Here is a 17,466-nt window from a genome sequence, read left to right as displayed (position 1 = left end):
CTTCTGATTCGAGCAGGCTGATGCGCGCCTACCGGCGCTGCGCGCTCTCGCTCCCAACGCCCAGTTTCCAAAAATCATTGCGCGTGACGCGCACTGCCGGCCGCCATCGTCGATCGACGCTGTGCCCGGCCTATCGATCCGTCCGACCATGAACGCACCTCAAGTTTTCGATCCGCATGGCGCCGCGGCCGTTGTCGCGGCCGAGCCCGAACCGCGCTTGCGTGAAATTCCGTACAACTACACCTCGTTCTCCGACCGCGAGATCGTGATCCGCCTGCTAGGGGACGAAGCCTGGAAGGTGCTGGACGAGCTGAGGGCCGAGCGCCGCACGGGCCGCTCGGCGCGGATGCTGTACGAAGTGCTCGGCGACATTTGGGTCGTGCGCCGCAACCCCTACCTGCAGGACGACCTGCTCGACAACCCGAAGCGCCGTGCGTTGTTGATCGAGGCGCTGAACCACCGCTTGAACGAGATCGAGAAGCGCCGCCGCGCGGACATGATCGAGCACGGCGACGAGGCAGGGCTCGAGCGCGCCTCGCGCGTCGAAGCGCTGGTCGTGGCGGCGCGCGGCGCAGTCGAGGCCTTCGCGGCCGAATTCGGCGCCATGGCCGATCTGCGTCGCCGCGCGACGAAAGTGCTGGGCCGCTGCACGCAGAAGGACAACATTCGCTTCGACGGCCTGTCGCGCGTCTCGCACGTGACCGACGCAACCGACTGGCGCGTGGAGTACCCATTCGTCGTGCTCACGCCCGATACGGAAGCCGAAATCGCGCGTCTCGTGAAGGCGTGTTTCGAACTCGGGCTGACGGTCATTCCGCGCGGAGGCGGCACCGGCTACACGGGCGGCGCCGTGCCGCTCACGCCGTTTTCGGCCATCGTCAATACCGAAAAGCTGGAGCAGCTGGGCGCGGTCGAGTTGACCGAACTGCCGGGCGTGCCGGCCAAGACGCCGACGATCTTCTCGGGTGCCGGCGTGGTGACGCGCCGCGTGACGGAAGCCGCCGAGGCCGCCGGCTACGTGTTCGCCGTGGATCCCACCTCCCTCGACGCCTCGTGCATCGGCGGCAACGTCGCGATGAACGCGGGCGGCAAGAAAGCCGTGCTGTGGGGCACCGCGCTCGACAACCTCGCCTGGTGGCGGATGGTCGACCCCGAGGGCAACTGGCTCGAAGTCACGCGGCTCGAGCACAATCGGGGCAAGATTCACGATGTAGACGTGGCGCGCTTCGAGCTGAAATGGTTCGACGGCGATTGTGCGCCGGGCGAGCGCTTGCTGCGCACCGAGAGTCTGTCGATCGAAGGCCGGCGCTTCCGTAAGGAAGGCCTCGGCAAGGACGTCACCGACAAGTTTCTCGCGGGGCTGCCCGGCGTGCAGAAAGAAGGCTGCGACGGCCTCATCACGTCGGCGCGCTGGGTGCTGCACAAGATGCCGGCGCATACGCGCACCGTGTGCCTCGAATTCTTCGGCCAGGCGCGCGACGCCATTCCGAGCATCGTCGAAATCAAGGATTACCTCTTCGAAACGTCGAAGCAGGGCGGGGCGATCCTCGCCGGTCTGGAGCACCTGGACGAGCGCTATCTGCGCGCCGTCGGATACGCCACCAAATCGAAGCGCAACGCGTTTCCTAAGATGGTGCTGATCGGCGACATCGTCGGCGACGACGCCGACGCCGTGGCCGCCGCCACGTCCGAAGTCGTGCGCATGGCCAACGGCAAGAGCGGCGAGGGGTTCGTCGCCGTGAGCGCCGAGGCCCGCAAGCGGTTCTGGCTCGATCGCAGCCGCACGGCCGCGATCGCCAAGCATACGAACGCGTTCAAGATCAACGAAGACGTGGTGATTCCGCTCAATCGAATGGGCGAATACACGGACGGCATCGAGCGCATCAACATCGAGCTGTCGATCAAGAACAAGCTGCAGCTCGTCGATGCGCTCGAAGCCTTCTTCAAGGGCGGCAATCTGCCGCTCGGCAAGACCGACGACGCCAACGAAATCCCGAGCGCGGAATTGCTCGAAGACCGCGTCCAGCAAGCGCTCGACCTCTTGCAGCGCGTCCGGGCGCGCTGGAGCTTCCTGCTCGAGAAGCTCGACTTGTCGCTGCGCGAGGCGCAGCACTACCTCGTTCGGCTCGGCTACGAAGCGCTCGCGGAAAAATTCGCCGACCGCGTGGACGTTCAGCCCGGCGCGACGGTGTTCCACGTCACCCAAGACCGCACGATCCGGGCGTCGTGGAAGCAGGAGATCCGCGCCGAACTGCGGCAAATCTTCAATGGCGGCGAATTCAAGCCGATCCTCGACGAGGCGCAGGCGATCCATAAGCGCGTCCTGCGCGGGCGCGTGTTCGTCGCGCTGCACATGCATGCGGGCGACGGCAACGTTCATACGAACATCCCCGTCAATTCCGACAACTACGAGATGCTGCAGGACGCGCACAAGGCGGTCGAGCGCATCATGAAGCTCGCGCGCTCGCTCGACGGCGTGATTTCCGGCGAGCACGGCATCGGCATTACGAAGCTCGAATTCCTGACCGATGCCGAGATTGCCGATTTCCGCGCGTACAAGGAACGGATCGACCCGCAGGGCCGGTTCAACAAGGGCAAGCTGCTGCCGGGCGCGGACCTGCGCAATGCGTACACGCCGAGCTTCGGGCTCATGGGCTACGAATCGCTGATCATGCAGCAGTCCGACATCGGCGCGATCGCCGATTCCGTCAAGGACTGCCTGCGTTGCGGCAAGTGCAAACCCGTCTGCGCGACCCACGTGCCGCGCGCGAATTTGCTCTACAGCCCGCGCAACAAGATCTTGGCCACGTCGCTGCTGATCGAAGCGTTCTTGTACGAAGAGCAGACGCGGCGCGGCGTGTCGATCAAGCACTGGGACGAGTTCAACGACGTGGCCGACCACTGCACGGTTTGCCACAAGTGCGTGACGCCGTGCCCGGTCAAGATCGACTTCGGCGACGTGTCGATGAACATGCGCAACCTGCTGCGCAAGATGGGCAAGAAAAAGTTCAACGCCGGCTCGGCCGCGGGCATGTTCTTCCTGAACGCCACCAACCCGCAAACCATCAATCTCGCGCGCACGGCGATGATGGGCATCGGCTACAAGGCGCAGCGGCTGGGCAACGACTTGCTGAAGAACTTCGCGAGGAAGCAGACGGCGCACCCGCCGGCAACGACGGGCAGGCCGCCCGTGGTCGAGCAGGTGATCCACTTCGTCAACAAGAAGATGCCGGGCAACTTGCCGAAGAAGACGGCGCGCGCGCTACTCGACATCGAGGACAACAAGATCGTGCCGATCATCCGCAATCCGAAGACGACCACGGTCGACTCGGAAGCGGTGTTCTACTTCCCGGGCTGCGGCTCCGAGCGGCTTTTTTCGCAAGTCGGGCTCGCGACGCAGGCCATGTTGTGGGAGGCGGGCGTTCAGACGGTGCTGCCGCCGGGGTATCTGTGCTGCGGCTATCCGCAGCGCGGCGCGGGCCAGTACGACAAGGCCGAGCAAACGGTGACGGACAACCGCGTCCTGTTCCACCGTGTGGCGAATACGCTGAACTACCTCGACATCAAGACCGTCGTCGTATCGTGCGGCACCTGCTACGACCAGCTGGCGGGCTACGAATTCGAGAAGATTTTCCCGGGTTGCCGCATCATCGACATCCACGAGTTCCTGCTCGAAAAAGGGATCAAGCTCGACGGCGTCACCGGCACGCGGTACATGTATCACGACCCGTGCCATACGCCGATCAAGACGATCGACCCGGTCAAGCTCGTCAACGAACTGATGGGCTCGAGCAACGACGGCTACCAGATCGCGAAGAACGAGCGTTGCTGCGGCGAGTCGGGCACGTTCGCCGTAGCGCGCCCCGACATTTCGACGCAGGTGCGTTTCCGTAAGGAAGAAGAAATCCGCAAGGGCGCGGCCAAGCTGCGCGAGATCCCGATCGCCTCGGCTGGGGCGAGCGGCGGCGACGCCGCCGCGGCCGTCGACGGCGCGGCTGACGTCAAGATTCTCACGAGCTGTCCGTCGTGCCTGCAGGGGCTCTCGCGCTACAACGAAGATGCGGGCGTCGAAGCCGACTACATCGTCGTCGAGATGGCGCGCCACGTACTGGGCGAGAATTGGATGGCCGAGTACGTCGAGCGCGCGAATAATGGCGGGATCGAGCGCGTGCTGGTGTAATACGGGTCGCCGCCGGCGCGCTGCCGGTGCTCACCGACGTTTGTCGACGCCAAGGGACGATGATGGATTGCGTATTTTGCCGTGAAGAGGGCGGAGTCGTACTTTGGCAGGACGATGTCCTGCGCGTCGTCCTCGCCGACGAGCACGATTACCCGGGCTTTTGCCGCGTAGTCTGGAACGCGCACGTGGCCGAGTTTTCGGACTTGCAGCCGGCGGAGCGGCAGCGCGTCATGCTGGCCGTCTACGCGACCGAGCGCGCGGTACGGCGCGTGCTCGCCCCGGTGAAGGTGAATCTCGCCAGCCTCGGCAATCAGGTGCCGCACGTTCACTGGCACGTGATTCCGCGGTTCTCGAACGACGCGCATTTCCCTCTGCCGATCTGGGCGCCGCGGCAGCGCTCCGTCTCGGAAGCGCTGCTGTCGCAGCGGCGGGCGCAGGCAACGCTCATCGCCGAGGCGCTTCGGCAGGAAATGGCGCAGGCGGGCGGCTAAAGGCCACGCAACACCGCAATACGAACAAGAGGCAACCTACCCATGAGCGGATTGACTTCGCAGACTCCGGTGCCGACGGGCATCGTCGTTCATGCAAAATCGCGCGCGTTGGAAGTGCAGTACGCGGACGGCTCGAGCTACCGCATTCCGTTCGAACTGATGCGCGTGTACTCGCCTTCGGCCGAAGTACGCGGACACGGCCCCGGCCAAGAGACGCTGCAGACGGGCAAGCGGGACGTGACGATCGTGTCGATCGAAGGCGTCGGCAACTACGCGCTGCAGCCGACGTTTTCCGACGGTCACGCCACTGGCATCTATTCCTGGGACTTGCTGCACGAACTGGCGACGCAGCAAGACGCGCTGTGGCGTGCTTATTTCGACAAGCTCGCGCAGGCCGGGGTCGATCGCGATGCCCCGATGGCGGCCCCCGGCGCGCCGCGCGGGCAGTGTCATTGAAACGAATCGGCCCCAATTTAAGAAAACGCGGAGGATAAACGCGATGAGCAAGACCCACTTCGGCTTCGAGACCGTCGACGAGCAGGACAAGGCGAAGAAGGTGGCCGGCGTATTCCATTCGGTCGCGACCAATTACGACCTGATGAACGACCTGATGTCGGGCGGCCTGCACCGCGTATGGAAGCAATTCACGATCGCGCAGGCGAACGTGCGTCCGGGCTACAAGGTGCTCGACATCGCGGGCGGCACGGGCGATCTGTCGAAGGCCTTTGCGAAGCAGGCGGGGCCGAGCGGAGAAGTTTGGCTGACCGACATCAACGAATCGATGCTGCGCGTGGGGCGCGACCGCCTCCTCGATCGCGGCGTGATCACCCCGGCGCTCCTGTGCGACGCGGAAAAGATCCCGTTCCCCGACAACTACTTCGACGTGGCGACCGTCGCATTCGGGCTGCGCAACATGACGCGAAAGGAGGTCGCCCTTTCCGAGATGCGGCGCGTGCTCAAGCCTGGCGGCCGGTTGCTCGTGCTCGAATTCTCCAAAGTGTGGGCCCCGATGAAAAAGGCCTACGACGTCTACTCGTTCAAGGTCTTGCCGTGGCTCGGCGACAAGTTCGCCAAAGATGCCGACAGTTATCGGTATCTTGCCGAATCGATTCGGATGCACCCGGACCAAGACACGTTGAAAACGATGATGGAGCAAGCGGGCCTCGACAGCGTGAAATATTACAATTTGTCAGCTGGCGTGGTAGCCTTGCACGTGGGGGTGAAGTACTAGGGCCCCTAACCCATTGTTTTCATAAGGAATACCGAAATGTCCGGTTCGCATTCAGATTCTTCCAAACACCTTTCAAGGCATTTGACGAAGCGAATCCGGCTCTTCGCTGTGGCGACGATGGTCGCGCTCGGCACGCTCGCGACGCTCGATGCCGAGGCCAAGCGGATGGGCGGCGGGCGCAGCATCGGGCGCACATCGCAGTCGACCATGCAGCGCGACGCCGCGCCCTCGGCGCAGCCGTCGACGCGCTCCGCGCAGTCAGGTTCGCAAGCGCCGGCCGCCGCGCAAGCGCAGCGCAGCGCGCAGCCCGCGCCGGCCGCGCCTTCCCGCTCGCGCTGGCTCGGGCCCATCGCCGGGCTCGCCGCCGGCCTAGGCATCGCGGCGCTCTTGTCGCATTTCGGGCTTGGCGCGGCGTTCGCCAGCGCCATGGCGAACATCATCATCGTGGCGGTGCTGGCGATGGTCGGCATCTGGCTCGTTCGCAAGCTGCTCTCGCGCACTCGGCGCGATCCGGGCCTGGCTTATGGCGCGAATGCGGCGGGAGGCGGGCGGGTCGATGCCTCCCCATGGAGCGCGAACGGCATGCGCAGCAGCGCGAGCGGCATGGCCACCGGCGCCGGCGTGGGGTCGCCGCAGTCCCAAGCGGCGGCCTTATCGCTGCCCGCCGATTTCGACGTCGACGCCTTCTTGAAGCATGCCAAGGCCAATTTCGTGCGGTTGCAGGCGGCCAACGACGCCGGCAATCTGGCCGATATTCGCGCGTTCACCACGCCGGACATGTTCACCGAGTTGAAAAGCGAGATCGATGCGCGCCGCGGCGAATCGGCCCGGACGGACGTCGTTCAGCTGGATGGCGAACTGATCGGCCTAGAAGACGCCGGCGCCGAATACTTCGCGAGCGTGCGCTTCAGCGGCTTGATCCGCGAGTCGATCGATGGGCCGGCGCAGCCGTTCGAGGAAATCTGGAATTTGTCGAAGTCGGCGCGGCCGGGCGAGGGATGGCTGCTCGCAGGCATCGAACAAAGCGCGTCGCATTTGCACTAGCCCGCCGGGCCGCGCCATGTCGGGCACCTTCGCTCAACGACATCCCATGCGTAGATTGACACTGCTCATGTTGATGGGCGCTGTGCTCGTCGGCGCGACACAAGCCGGCGCCGAACCGAAAAGACGCTTCAACACGGTGACCTGGGACAACTACGATCCAAATAATCCACGCTTCGAATTCGAGCAGGAAAAGGCTTCGTGCGCGCGGCCCATGGGGGGCGTGGAGCACTTCGTCGTGGCGCAAGGCTGGAACCCGGCCTACTCGTATTACGACAAGCTGTTCGAGGACGATTGCATGTACGAAACCAAGGAATTGCACTGGCTCGTCAAAGCGTCCCGCCCGCAAGACGGCCTGAAGTGGCAATGCCGCGTGCGGTTGCTCAGACGCTACGACCAGGCACAGGAAGAGTTCGTGACGCGCATCGAGACGGAAGCGGCGCAGCCTGTCGCACCGGGCTCGCCGGATCTTTGCACCAACGGCACGCTTTTCAAGTCGGCTACCTGCGAGATATCCGATACGCAAGAGTTTGGCCGAGGGGACTGCCTCAATCGAGACAGCGAGTACAACGGCAAGATCAAAATCAAGTTCGGCGGTCCGCCGCTGCCGGTCGTTCCCGCGTCGGAGCAAATCAATCCGCTGACCGGGCGTGCGTCGAGCTAGATCGGAAGGCGCAGCCCACCGTACGTCATGGGGTGCTCGCCCTAGGCCGTTCGGCCGGCGTTGGCGCCCTTGCATCGGGCGCTACAATAGAGACCCGCGTCGGCGACCGTCGGCGCGGGCTTTTTATTGCTACCCGATGACTCTTGCCGCCAAGCCCTTTGCCGCCGCCGTCAATCACTTGCTCGCCCGCGAAGCGTGGGCGCGCGAACGTCTTGCCCCGTACGCCGGCAAGACAGCCCGCCTTGCCTTCTCCTCGATCGTCTTGACCTTCTCCGTCGAGTCCGACGGCTACCTGAACGCCGTCGATGAAATCGATGCGAAAGTGGCCGACGTCTCGCTCGCCATCGGGCCCGATGCGTTGCCGGCTTTCATGCAGGGGGGGCAGGCAGCGGTCATGAAGCACGTCAAGATCGAAGGCGATGCCGAATTCGCCACGCAACTGGCGAAGCTCGCGGAGCATCTTCGCTGGGAGCCCGAGGAGGATTTGGCCAAGCTGATCGGCGATGCACCGGCCTATCGTGCCGCGCAGCTCGTGCGCACCGCGGGCGAACAGGCGCGCCGGGCGGGCCGCAGCCTGCGCGATTCGATCGCCGAGTATTTGCTCGATGAGAGACCGCAGCTTGTCCGCAGGGGCGCGCTCGACGTTTTCAACGGAGAACTCGCCCGCGCGCGGGACGCGCTCGCGCGCGTCGAAAAACGCATCGAGCGGCTCGAGCAGGCATCGTCCTCGCGCCAGGCCGGCGCGTTGCGTCGCGTGCGCTAGCCCGGGGCCCGCCATGCGTCTTCTGCGTTTCTTCAAGATCGTGTACACGGTCGTGCGATTCGGGCTCGACGAAATGATGCTGAGCCGTATCAGCGACCGTCGCGTGCGGTTTCTCGTGCGCATCGGTACGGTCGGCCGCCGGTTCAAGTCGCCGCCGGCCGTGCGCCTGCGGCTGGCGCTCGAAAGCCTGGGGCCGATATTCGTCAAGTTCGGTCAAGTGCTCTCCACTCGCCGCGATCTGCTCTCGGCGGACGTGGCCGTCGAACTCGCCAAGCTGCAAGATCAGGTGCCGCCGTTCGACTCGGCCGTCGCCATCGACATCATCGAGACATCGCTCGGCGCGAAGGTCGACGTGCTGTTCGACGAGTTCGAACGCGTCCCGGTGGCGAGCGCGTCCATCGCGCAGGTGCATTTCGCCAAGGTGAAATCGGGCCAGCACGCGGGCAAGGACGTCGCGATCAAAGTCCTGCGGCCGAACATGCTGCCGGTAATCGATTCGGACCTGGCGCTGCTGCGCGATTTGGCGACCTGGGCAGAGCGGCTCTGGGCCGACGGCAAGCGCCTCAAGCCTCGCGAAGTCGTGGCCGAGTTCGACAAGTATCTGCACGACGAACTCGACCTGATGCGCGAGGCGGCGAACGGCAGCCAGCTGCGGCGCAATTTCGCCGGCCTCGACCTGCTGCTCGTGCCCGAAATGTACTGGGAGTTCTGCACGCAGAACGTGCTCGTGATGGAACGCATGGTGGGCGTGCCGATCAGCCAAGTGGAGACGCTCCGGGCCGCGGGCGTCGACATTCCGAAGCTCGCGCGCGAGGGCGTCGAAATCTTTTTCACCCAGGTGTTCCGCGACGGCTTCTTTCACGCGGACATGCACCCGGGCAATATTCAGGTCAGTCTCGATCCCGCGCACTTCGGCCGCTATATCGCGCTCGATTTCGGGATCATCGGCGCGTTGTCCGATTTCGACAAGAATTACCTCGCGCAAAACTTCCTGGCGTTTTTCAAGCGTGACTATCACCGCGTCGCCACGCTTCACCTCGAATCCGGCTGGGTGCCGCCCACCACGCGCGTCGAGGAACTCGAGAGCGCGATCCGCGCGGTGTGCGAACCGTACTTCGATCGCGCGCTCAAAGACATCTCGCTCGGGCAGGTTCTGCTGCGCTTGTTCTCCACCTCGCGCCGGTTCAACGTCGAAATCCAGCCGCAGCTCGTCCTGCTGCAAAAGACGATGCTCAACGTCGAGGGGCTTGGCCGTTCGCTCGATCCGGAACTCGACCTTTGGAAGACCGCGAAGCCGTACCTGGAGCGCTGGATGAACGAGCAGATCGGCTGGCGCGGCTGGTATGAGCGACTGAAAGTCGAGGCGCCGCAATGGAGCAAGACGCTGCCGCAGCTGCCGCGCCTCGTGCATCATCTGCTGTCCGAACGCCACGACAGCACACGCATGACGCAAGATGCCGCGATCCGGCTGATGCTGCTCGAGCAAAGGCGCACGAACCGGTTGCTGCAGGCGCTCCTCTTGTTCGGCGTGGCCGTCGGCGTCGGCGCCGTTGCCGCGCGAGCGTGGCTCGCCTTCGCTTATGGAGCATGATGCGATGAACAAACCGTCCTCGCCGCCGCCGGCCCCGTCCTCGCCGCCTGCCGGCGAAGCGCCGGCGTTTTCGACACGCGATCCGAACACGGCGCAGTTTTGGGACGAGCGGTTCCGCCAGGGGTTCACACCCTGGGACCAAGCGGGCGTACCGGCGGCTTTCGCCGCATTTGCGGGGCGTCTCGCGCGCCAGCCCGTCCTGATCCCCGGGTGCGGCAGTGCGTACGAAGCCGCCTGGCTTGCCCAGGCTGGCTGGACGGTGCGGGCGATCGATTTCGCGGCCGACGCCGTGGCCGCGGCGCGCAAACAGCTCGGGCCTCATGCCGCGGTCGTCGAGCAGGCCGATTTCTTCACGTATCAGCCGCCGTTCGCTCCGGGGTGGGTCTACGAACGCGCGTTTCTTTGCGCATTACCCCCGGCGCGCCGCGCCGACTATGCGCGGCGCATGGCGCAATTGCTCGCGCCGGGCGGGGTGCTCGCGGGCCTGTTTTTCTTCGGCGAATCGCGCAAGGGCCCGCCGTTCGGCATCGCGCGCACCGAACTCGAGGCGCTGCTGGGCGACGCGTTCGAGTTGATCGAGGACGAACCCGTGACCGATTCGCTGCCCGTGTTCGCGGGACGCGAACGCTGGATGGGCTGGCGCAGGCGCTAACGGCGGCGGGTGCGGCGCGTGTGTCGGCGCCGGTCCAGCCTCGCAGTTGAATTTTTACGGCGCCGCCCCCATCTACGGCCGCGCAACGCCGCGCGTCCCGCGAGCCGGGGCGCGGCCAATTGCGGCTATAATTCAACGCTTTGCAAGCGATCAACCGTTTTTTTGTCGGAAATAGTCGGGAAGAGAATCATGCCGATCTACGCCTACCGTTGCGAATCGTGCGGCTTCGAGAAAGACGTGCTCCAGAAAATGAGCGATGCGCCGCTGACGCAGTGTCCGCAATGCGAGAAAGACGCGTTCCGGAAACAAGTGACGGCTGCCGGCTTCCAGCTGAAGGGCTCGGGCTGGTACGTCACCGATTTCCGCGGCGGCTCCGGCAGCTCGAACGGCGCGAATGCGTCGTCGAACGGCACGGGCGCCGCCAAGCCGGAGGCAACGTCCGAGACGAAGGCCGAAACGAAGTCGGAAAGCGCCGGCGCGCCGCCGGCAGCGAGCAGCGCGCCGGCCGCGACCGACGCGTAAGCGCTCCGCTAGCACGCGCCGCCGCCTCCAGCTTCACGCCGGTCGCGACATGCGACCGGGCGCCGCCGCACGTATCGGCCCCCGACATGCGGAGGCACGAGCGCACGCACCGATTATTTTCCAAGCGGTTCCCTGGCGGTAGATATGAAAAAGACGACGCTGAAATCCGTGTTCCTGACCGGTTTGCTGGTCCTCGTGCCCTTGGCGATCACGCTTTGGGTGCTGGGCCTCATCATCGGCACGATGGACCAAACGCTGCTGCTGCTACCTGCGTCCTGGCAGCCCGAAAAGCTGTTCGGCTTCCATCTGCCCGGCGTCGGCGCGCTGCTCACGCTCGCGTTCATCTTCATCGTCGGGCTGTTCACGCAGAATTTCGTCGGGCAAAAGCTCGTCACGTGGTGGGACGCGATCTTGCGCCACATTCCGATCGTCGGCCCGCTCTATACGAGCGTGAAGCAGGTGTCGGACACGCTGCTCTCGAGCAGCGGAAACGCGTTTCGCAAGGCGCTGCTGATCGAATACCCGCGTCGCGGTTCGTACACGATCGCATTCCTGACGGGCGCGCCGGGCGGCGACGTCGTCAATCACCTGCGGGACGAGCACGTGAGCGTCTACGTGCCGACGACGCCGAACCCCACGTCGGGCTTTTTTCTGATGGTGCCCAAAGCCGAAGTCGTCGAGCTCGACATGACGGTCGATGCCGCGCTCAAGTACATCGTTTCGATGGGCGTGGTCGCCCCGCAAGCGCCCGCAAGCCTGCCCGTGCGCCGGCCCGTCGAGCCGCCCCTTTAACGCCGCGCTTGTCGCGAAGAACCGCGACGCGCTGCTCCCTCATGCCAAACGAAAGACGAATACCATGTCGATGAGATCTGAATACTGCGGTCTGGTGACCGAACACCTACTGGGCCAAACCGTGTCGCTGTGCGGATGGGTGCATCGTCGGCGCGACCACGGCGGCGTCATCTTCATCGACTTGCGCGATCGCGAAGGGCTCGTCCAAGTCGTGTGCGACCCGGATCGCGCCGAGATGTTCAAGGTGGCCGAGGGCGTGCGCAACGAATTCTGCGTGCGTGTAACGGGCGTCGTGCGCAATCGTCCCGAAGGCACCGTCAACGCCGGTCTCAAGAGCGGCAAGATCGAAGTGCTGTGCCACGAGTTGACCGTGCTCAACGCGTCGATCACGCCGCCGTTCCAGCTAGACGACGACAACCTGTCGGAAACCACGCGCCTCACGCACCGCGTGCTCGATCTGCGCCGCCCGCAGATGCAGAACAACCTGCGTTTGCGTTACCGCGTGGCGATGGAAGTGCGCAAGTACTTGGATGCGCAAGGTTTCATCGACATCGAAACGCCGATGCTCACGAAGAGCACGCCGGAAGGCGCGCGCGACTACCTCGTGCCCTCGCGCGTGAACGCGGGTCAGTTTTTCGCGCTGCCGCAGTCGCCGCAGCTGTTCAAGCAGCTCTTGATGGTGGCGAACTTCGATCGCTACTATCAGATCGTCAAGTGCTTCCGCGATGAAGATTTGCGCGCCGATCGCCAGCCCGAATTCACGCAGATCGACTGCGAAACGTCGTTCCTGAGCGAACAGGAGATCCGCGACCTGTTCGAGCAGATGATCCGTCACGTCTTCAAGGAGACGATCGGCGTCGCGCTCGACGAGTCGTTCCCCGTCATGCAGTACTCGGAAGCGATGGCGCGCTTCGGCTCGGACAAGCCCGACATGCGCGTGAAGCTCGAGTTCACCGAACTCACCGACGCCATGAAGGATGTCGACTTCAAGGTGTTCAGCGCGCCCGCCAACACGAAGGACGGCCGCGTCGCGGCACTGCGCGTGCCCAAGGGCGGCGAGCTCTCGCGCGGGGATATCGACGGCTACACCGAATTCGTGCGCATCTACGGCGCGAAGGGCCTTGCCTGGATCAAGGTCAACGAAGCAGCGAAGGGCCGCGACGGCTTGCAAAGCCCGATCGTGAAGAACCTGCACGATGCGGCTATCGCCGCGATCTTGGAGCGCACGGGCGCGCAAGACGGCGACATCATTTTCTTCGCCGCCGACCGCGCGAAGGTCGTCAACGACAGCCTCGGCGCGCTGCGCTTGAAGATCGGCCACTCCGATTTCGGCAAGGCCAACGGCCTCGTCGAAGCGGGCTGGAAGCCGCTGTGGGTCATCGATTTCCCGATGTTCGAATACGACGAAGAGGAAGCGCGCTACGTGGCCGCGCACCACCCGTTCACGAGCCCGAAGGACGAGCATCTCGAATACCTGGAAACCGATCCCGGCCGGTGCCTGGCCAAGGCCTACGACATGGTGTTGAACGGCTGGGAAATCGGCGGCGGTTCGGTGCGGATCTATCAGGAGGACGTGCAGAGCAAGGTGTTCCGCGCGCTCAAGATCAACGACGACGAGGCGCGTGCGAAGTTCGGCTTCCTGCTGGACGCGCTGCAATACGGCGCGCCGCCGCATGGCGGGATCGCGTTCGGCCTCGACCGTATCGTCACGATGATGGCCGGCGCCGATTCGATTCGCGATGTGATCGCGTTCCCGAAGACCCAGCGCGCGCAGTGTCTGCTGACGCAGGCGCCGAGCGCCGTCGACGAGCGCCAGCTGCGCGAACTGCATATTCGCCTGCGCCAGCCGGAGCAGCCAAAAGCGTAACGGATGCCCAGCACCGGGCGTCGGCGATACAACGCGCGCGCCTTCGCGTCCTTGACGTCAAACCCCACGTTCTTTTTCGGAGCGTGGGGTTTTTTTTCTGTGTGGAGCGGCGCCGGGCCGGCGCATCGGTGGCTGCGCGTTCGGCCGGGGCCGGGTCGCCGCTTCCCGCCGTGACCGTCGCGCTCCGCCTTGATGTCGTTCACTGTCGCGCATTGCCGCGGCGCGCGCTATGCTGACGGGCAAGCACGAATTCGATAGAACCACCATGCTCAAACCGCCGAAAATTCCCGAATCGGTGCTCGTCGTCATCTACACGAGCGAGCTCGATGTCCTCATCATCGAACGGGCGGATCGCCCAGGATTCTGGCAGTCGGTCACGGGCTCGAAGGATCGCCTCGACGAACCGCTCGAAGAAACGGCGGTTCGCGAGGTCGCGGAAGAAACCGGGATCGTCGTTGGCGGTCCCCTCGTGCCGAGCGATGCGCTCATCGACTGGGGCGAGCAGATCGAATACGAGATCTACCCCGTCTGGCGACATCGCTACGCCGAAGGAGTCACGCGCAACGTCGAGCACTGGTTCGGGCTCGAAGTGCCGCACCGGCTAGACGTGAGGCTCGCGCCGCGGGAGCACACGGCCTATTCGTGGCTGCCGTACGAGCAAGCCGCGGCACGCTGCTTTTCCTCGTCCAATCGCGACGCGATTCTGCAATTGCCGCGTCGCCTGCGCGCTAAGACGTCGGCTTTCGGCCCTTCGCCGCGCCGGCCCGAGGGCGCATGAGCGGACAAGGCGCGCGTCGCCTCGCGCGCATCGGCAGAGCGCTCGTTTCGCGGCGCCGCGCATCGCGGCTCGCATTCACGGCCGGCAACGGCGTGCGGCTGTTCGGCGGCGGCGCCGATTATTTCGACGCGCTCATTGCCCACGTCGACGCGGCCACCGAGAGCGTTTCGCTGGAAACCTATATTTTTTGCGACGATGAGGCCGGGCGGCCCGTCTCCGACGCACTCGTGCGCGCGGCGCAACGCGGCGTGCGTGTACGCGTGATCACCGACGGCTTGGGAACGGGGCGGCTCTCGCTCTTCGAAGAGTGGGTCGAGGCGGGCGTCGAACACCGCATCTACAATCCGGGCTGGCTCGGCGTGTTCGGGCGATTCGGCTTGTCGCGCACCCACCGCAAGCTTGCCCTGGTCGACAGTCGCATCGCGTTTTGCGGCGGCATCAACATCGTCGACGACTACGCAATGGCGAGCGGGCGCCTCGCGCACCCGCGCTGGGATTTCGCGGTGGAACTGACGGGGCCGGTCGTCGCCCACGTTGCAGCCGCCTTGGAGACGCAGTGGCGCCGCTTGACGCTCGGTCACCGCGCCTACGGGGCGTCGGTCTCGCGGGCCCTCGTCCCCTTGGCGAGGGCGATGTCCGGGCACGGCCTGTGGCGCGGGCGGTCTGCGTCAAGCGCACCCGATCGTCCGCTCAAGGCGCCGAGCATTGCATTCGTCGCACGCGACAATTTCGTGAATCGCCGCGCGATCGAAAAGGCGTATCTCGTCGCGATCGGCCGAGCTAGAGCCGAAATCCTGCTCGCCAATCCCTACTTCATGCCGGGCCGTAAGCTGCGCCGAGCCCTCGTGCGCGCCGCGCGCCGCGGCGTGGACGTGCGCGTGCTGATCGGCCGAAAAGAATTCGCGGCGCTCGACCGGGCCGTGCCCCACCTTTATCGAACGTTCTTGAGAGCAGGCGTTCGTATCGCCGAGTACGAAAAGACAATGCTGCACGGCAAGGTGGCCGTCATCGATTCGGATTGGGCGACCGTGGGGTCGTCGAACTTGGACGCGCTCAGTCTCGTGCTGAACAACGAAGCGAACGTGGTATTGATCGAGCATCCGGAGATCGGCGAACTGCGCGAGGCGATGCTCGCGGCGTTCGACGAAGGCCGCCCGATCGACCCGGCGCGCTACGCGGCGCGGCCGCTCCCCGAGCGGCTGATCAACTGGTTCGCCTACGCGGCCTACCGCGCGCTCATGAAGCTGTTGACGGTCGGCGGCTACGACTAGCGCCAAGCCCCGGAACAAAAACGGGAAATGGACCGCGACGGGCCGCAGCCGCGCCTTCTCCCGCACGGTTAGATTCCGGTTTCTAATAAAGTCCTTGTTTCAGGGGCGGCCGCGCTCAATAATAGTACGGCCGTTCGATTTTGGTGGGACTGTCATAAGAACGGTATAGAGACGCTATGCGAAAAGGTGAACAAACGCGAGCCGCGATTCTAGATGCGGCGCTCGATTTGGCGAGTCGAGACGGCCTCGAAGGTTTGACGATCGGGCTGCTCGCCGAGCGCATGCAGATGAGCAAGAGCGGCGTATTCGCGCATTTCGGGTCCCGCGAGGATTTGCAGGTGGAAGTCGTGCGCGAGTACCACCGGCGGTTCGAGGAAGAGGTGTTTTTCCCGAGCCTGCGCGAGCCGCGCGGCCTGCCGCGCTTGCGCGCGATGCTGGGCCGCTGGATGGAGCGGCGCATCCAAGAAGTCATGACGGGCTGCATCTACATCAGCGGCGCCGTCGAGTACGACGACCGCGGCGACAACCCGGTTCGCGAACAGCTCGTGCTGAGCGTCTCGACATGGCGCGCGGCGCTGCTGCGAGCCATCGCGCAGGCGGTCGAAGAAGGGCATCTGCGTTCGGACACGGATCCGGATCTGATGCTGTTCGAACTGTATAGCTTCACGCTCGGCTTGCATCATGACGCGCGGTTTCTGCATCTGCCCGATGCCGAGCGTCTGACGTGGGCCGCGCTCGAAAAAACGATCGATTCATATCAGTGCGCGCCGAGTCGCTCCCAACGCACGGATGCCGACGGCTCGATCGCATAGCAGCAAACCATTGGAGGAAGTCATGGGTCAGTACGCCGCGCCGCTGCGCGACATGCAATTCGTGCTGCACGAACTGCTGAACGTCGAAAACGAAGTCAAGGGCATGCCCAAGCACGCCGATCTCGATGCCGACACGATCAACCAAGTGCTCGAGGAAGCCGGCAAGTTCTGCGCCGAGGTGCTCTTCCCGCTCAACCAGAGCGGCGACCAGGAAGGTTGTACGTATGCGGGCGATGGCGTCGTCACGACCCCGAAGGGTTTCAAAGAGGCATACCGCCAGTACGTCGAGGCCGGCTGGCCGGCGCTCGGCTGCGATCCCGAGTACGGCGGCCAAGGTCTGCCCGCGTTCGTGAACAATGCGCTTTACGAAATGCTGAACTCCGCCAACCAGGCATGGACGATGTATCCGGGCCTGTCTCACGGCGCCTACGAGTGCCTGCACGCGCACGGCATGCCCGATCAGCAGCGCGTCTATCTGCCCAAGCTGGTGGCGGGCGAATGGACCGGTACGATGTGCCTGACCGAGCCGCACTGCGGCACCGATCTTGGCATCTTGCGCACGAAGGCCGAGTCGAACGGCGACGGTTCGTACCTGATCACCGGCACGAAGATCTTCATCTCCAGCGGCGAGCACGATCTTGCCGAGAACATCGTCCATCTGGTGCTCGCGCGCCTGCCGGACGCGCCTCCGGGCACCAAGGGCATTTCCCTGTTCGTCGTGCCGAAGTTCATTCCCAACGAGGCCGGCGAGCCGGGCGAGCGCAACGGCATCAAGTGCGGTTCGATCGAGCACAAGATGGGCATCCACGCG

16 protein-coding genes are annotated in these 17,466 nt (G+C 64.7%); all 16 read left to right on the top strand.

Annotation, left to right across the window (positions count from 1 at the left end; genetic code table 11):
- Positions 1–148: 148 nt before the first annotated feature.
- Positions 149–4,180, top strand: coding sequence for a DUF3683 domain-containing protein (locus tag ACTHNR_RS16880; RefSeq protein ID WP_440548802.1), 4,032 nt, complete (start codon positions 149–151; stop codon positions 4,178–4,180).
- 62 nt (positions 4,181–4,242) lie between these two features.
- A complete protein-coding gene (locus ACTHNR_RS16875; protein WP_440548843.1) occupies positions 4,243–4,671 on the top strand; it encodes an HIT family protein in 429 nt (142 codons plus the stop codon).
- 42 nt (positions 4,672–4,713) lie between these two features.
- On the top strand, positions 4,714–5,127 hold the full coding sequence (locus ACTHNR_RS16870) for a gamma-butyrobetaine hydroxylase-like domain-containing protein (protein WP_440548801.1): 414 nt from the start codon (positions 4,714–4,716) through the stop codon (positions 5,125–5,127).
- Between the two features lie 43 nt (positions 5,128–5,170).
- Positions 5,171–5,902, top strand: coding sequence for a bifunctional demethylmenaquinone methyltransferase/2-methoxy-6-polyprenyl-1,4-benzoquinol methylase UbiE (gene ubiE / locus ACTHNR_RS16865; protein WP_440548800.1), 732 nt, complete (start codon positions 5,171–5,173; stop codon positions 5,900–5,902).
- A gap of 36 nt (positions 5,903–5,938) precedes the next feature.
- Positions 5,939–6,946 carry a TIM44-like domain-containing protein gene (locus tag ACTHNR_RS16860; RefSeq protein ID WP_440548799.1) on the top strand — a complete coding sequence of 336 codons (1,008 nt, stop codon included), beginning with the start codon at positions 5,939–5,941 and terminating at the stop codon, positions 6,944–6,946.
- Between the two features lie 46 nt (positions 6,947–6,992).
- Positions 6,993–7,607 (top strand): hypothetical protein, encoded by a 615-nt coding sequence (locus ACTHNR_RS16855; protein WP_440548798.1) that lies wholly within the window; start codon positions 6,993–6,995, stop codon positions 7,605–7,607.
- Positions 7,608–7,743: 136 nt separating this feature from the next.
- The gene (locus ACTHNR_RS16850) at positions 7,744–8,370 is read left to right on the top strand and encodes a ubiquinone biosynthesis accessory factor UbiJ (protein ID WP_440548797.1); all 627 of its coding nucleotides are present in this window, start codon (positions 7,744–7,746) and stop codon (positions 8,368–8,370) included.
- Between the two features lie 13 nt (positions 8,371–8,383).
- Positions 8,384–9,961: a ubiquinone biosynthesis regulatory protein kinase UbiB gene (ubiB, locus tag ACTHNR_RS16845; RefSeq protein WP_440548796.1), complete on the top strand. Its 1,578-nt coding sequence runs from the start codon at positions 8,384–8,386 to the stop codon at positions 9,959–9,961.
- Positions 9,962–9,965: 4 nt separating this feature from the next.
- Positions 9,966–10,613: a methyltransferase domain-containing protein gene (locus ACTHNR_RS16840; RefSeq protein WP_440548795.1), complete on the top strand. Its 648-nt coding sequence runs from the start codon at positions 9,966–9,968 to the stop codon at positions 10,611–10,613.
- A gap of 189 nt (positions 10,614–10,802) precedes the next feature.
- A complete protein-coding gene (locus tag ACTHNR_RS16835) occupies positions 10,803–11,135 on the top strand; it encodes an FmdB family zinc ribbon protein (protein WP_440548794.1) in 333 nt (110 codons plus the stop codon).
- Positions 11,136–11,279: 144 nt separating this feature from the next.
- Positions 11,280–11,927, top strand: a complete 648-nt coding sequence (locus ACTHNR_RS16830; protein ID WP_440548793.1) for a DUF502 domain-containing protein — start codon at positions 11,280–11,282, stop codon at positions 11,925–11,927.
- Positions 11,928–11,991: 64 nt separating this feature from the next.
- On the top strand, positions 11,992–13,794 hold the full coding sequence (aspS, locus tag ACTHNR_RS16825) for an aspartate--tRNA ligase (RefSeq protein WP_440548792.1): 1,803 nt from the start codon (positions 11,992–11,994) through the stop codon (positions 13,792–13,794).
- A gap of 265 nt (positions 13,795–14,059) precedes the next feature.
- Positions 14,060–14,572, top strand: coding sequence for a dihydroneopterin triphosphate diphosphatase (nudB, locus tag ACTHNR_RS16820; RefSeq protein WP_440548842.1), 513 nt, complete (start codon positions 14,060–14,062; stop codon positions 14,570–14,572).
- The gene (locus tag ACTHNR_RS16815) at positions 14,569–15,843 is read left to right on the top strand and encodes a phospholipase D-like domain-containing protein (RefSeq protein ID WP_440548791.1); all 1,275 of its coding nucleotides are present in this window, start codon (positions 14,569–14,571) and stop codon (positions 15,841–15,843) included. The genes nudB and ACTHNR_RS16815 overlap by 4 nt, the downstream gene beginning before the upstream one ends.
- A 176-nt stretch (positions 15,844–16,019) precedes the next feature.
- The gene (locus tag ACTHNR_RS16810) at positions 16,020–16,655 is read left to right on the top strand and encodes a TetR/AcrR family transcriptional regulator (RefSeq protein WP_440548790.1); all 636 of its coding nucleotides are present in this window, start codon (positions 16,020–16,022) and stop codon (positions 16,653–16,655) included.
- A 22-nt stretch (positions 16,656–16,677) separates the two neighbouring features.
- A partial coding sequence (locus tag ACTHNR_RS16805; protein WP_440548789.1) for an acyl-CoA dehydrogenase family protein occupies positions 16,678–17,466 on the top strand: 789 nt, incomplete at its 3' end.

This window comes from Trinickia sp., assembly GCF_051954495.1.
GTDB lineage: Bacteria > Pseudomonadota > Gammaproteobacteria > Burkholderiales > Burkholderiaceae > Trinickia.
Note: the sequence above shows the minus strand (reverse complement) of the source record. Positions and strands in the feature narration are given on the sequence as shown.

What these genes read in the sequence shown, in the direction of transcription:
- ACTHNR_RS16880 (WP_440548802.1), top strand. Translation starts at nt 149, where the DNA reads ATGAACGCACCTCAAGTTTTCGATCCGCATGGCGCCGCGGCCGTTGTC.
- ACTHNR_RS16875 (WP_440548843.1), top strand. Translation starts at nt 4,243, where the DNA reads ATGGATTGCGTATTTTGCCGTGAAGAGGGCGGAGTCGTACTTTGGCAG.
- ACTHNR_RS16870 (WP_440548801.1), top strand. Translation starts at nt 4,714, where the DNA reads ATGAGCGGATTGACTTCGCAGACTCCGGTGCCGACGGGCATCGTCGTT.
- ubiE (WP_440548800.1), top strand. Translation starts at nt 5,171, where the DNA reads ATGAGCAAGACCCACTTCGGCTTCGAGACCGTCGACGAGCAGGACAAG.
- ACTHNR_RS16860 (WP_440548799.1), top strand. Translation starts at nt 5,939, where the DNA reads ATGTCCGGTTCGCATTCAGATTCTTCCAAACACCTTTCAAGGCATTTG.
- ACTHNR_RS16855 (WP_440548798.1), top strand. Translation starts at nt 6,993, where the DNA reads ATGCGTAGATTGACACTGCTCATGTTGATGGGCGCTGTGCTCGTCGGC.
- ACTHNR_RS16850 (WP_440548797.1), top strand. Translation starts at nt 7,744, where the DNA reads ATGACTCTTGCCGCCAAGCCCTTTGCCGCCGCCGTCAATCACTTGCTC.
- ubiB (WP_440548796.1), top strand. Translation starts at nt 8,384, where the DNA reads ATGCGTCTTCTGCGTTTCTTCAAGATCGTGTACACGGTCGTGCGATTC.
- ACTHNR_RS16840 (WP_440548795.1), top strand. Translation starts at nt 9,966, where the DNA reads ATGAACAAACCGTCCTCGCCGCCGCCGGCCCCGTCCTCGCCGCCTGCC.
- ACTHNR_RS16835 (WP_440548794.1), top strand. Translation starts at nt 10,803, where the DNA reads ATGCCGATCTACGCCTACCGTTGCGAATCGTGCGGCTTCGAGAAAGAC.
- ACTHNR_RS16830 (WP_440548793.1), top strand. Translation starts at nt 11,280, where the DNA reads ATGAAAAAGACGACGCTGAAATCCGTGTTCCTGACCGGTTTGCTGGTC.
- aspS (WP_440548792.1), top strand. Translation starts at nt 11,992, where the DNA reads ATGTCGATGAGATCTGAATACTGCGGTCTGGTGACCGAACACCTACTG.
- nudB (WP_440548842.1), top strand. Translation starts at nt 14,060, where the DNA reads ATGCTCAAACCGCCGAAAATTCCCGAATCGGTGCTCGTCGTCATCTAC.
- ACTHNR_RS16815 (WP_440548791.1), top strand. Translation starts at nt 14,569, where the DNA reads ATGAGCGGACAAGGCGCGCGTCGCCTCGCGCGCATCGGCAGAGCGCTC.
- ACTHNR_RS16810 (WP_440548790.1), top strand. Translation starts at nt 16,020, where the DNA reads ATGCGAAAAGGTGAACAAACGCGAGCCGCGATTCTAGATGCGGCGCTC.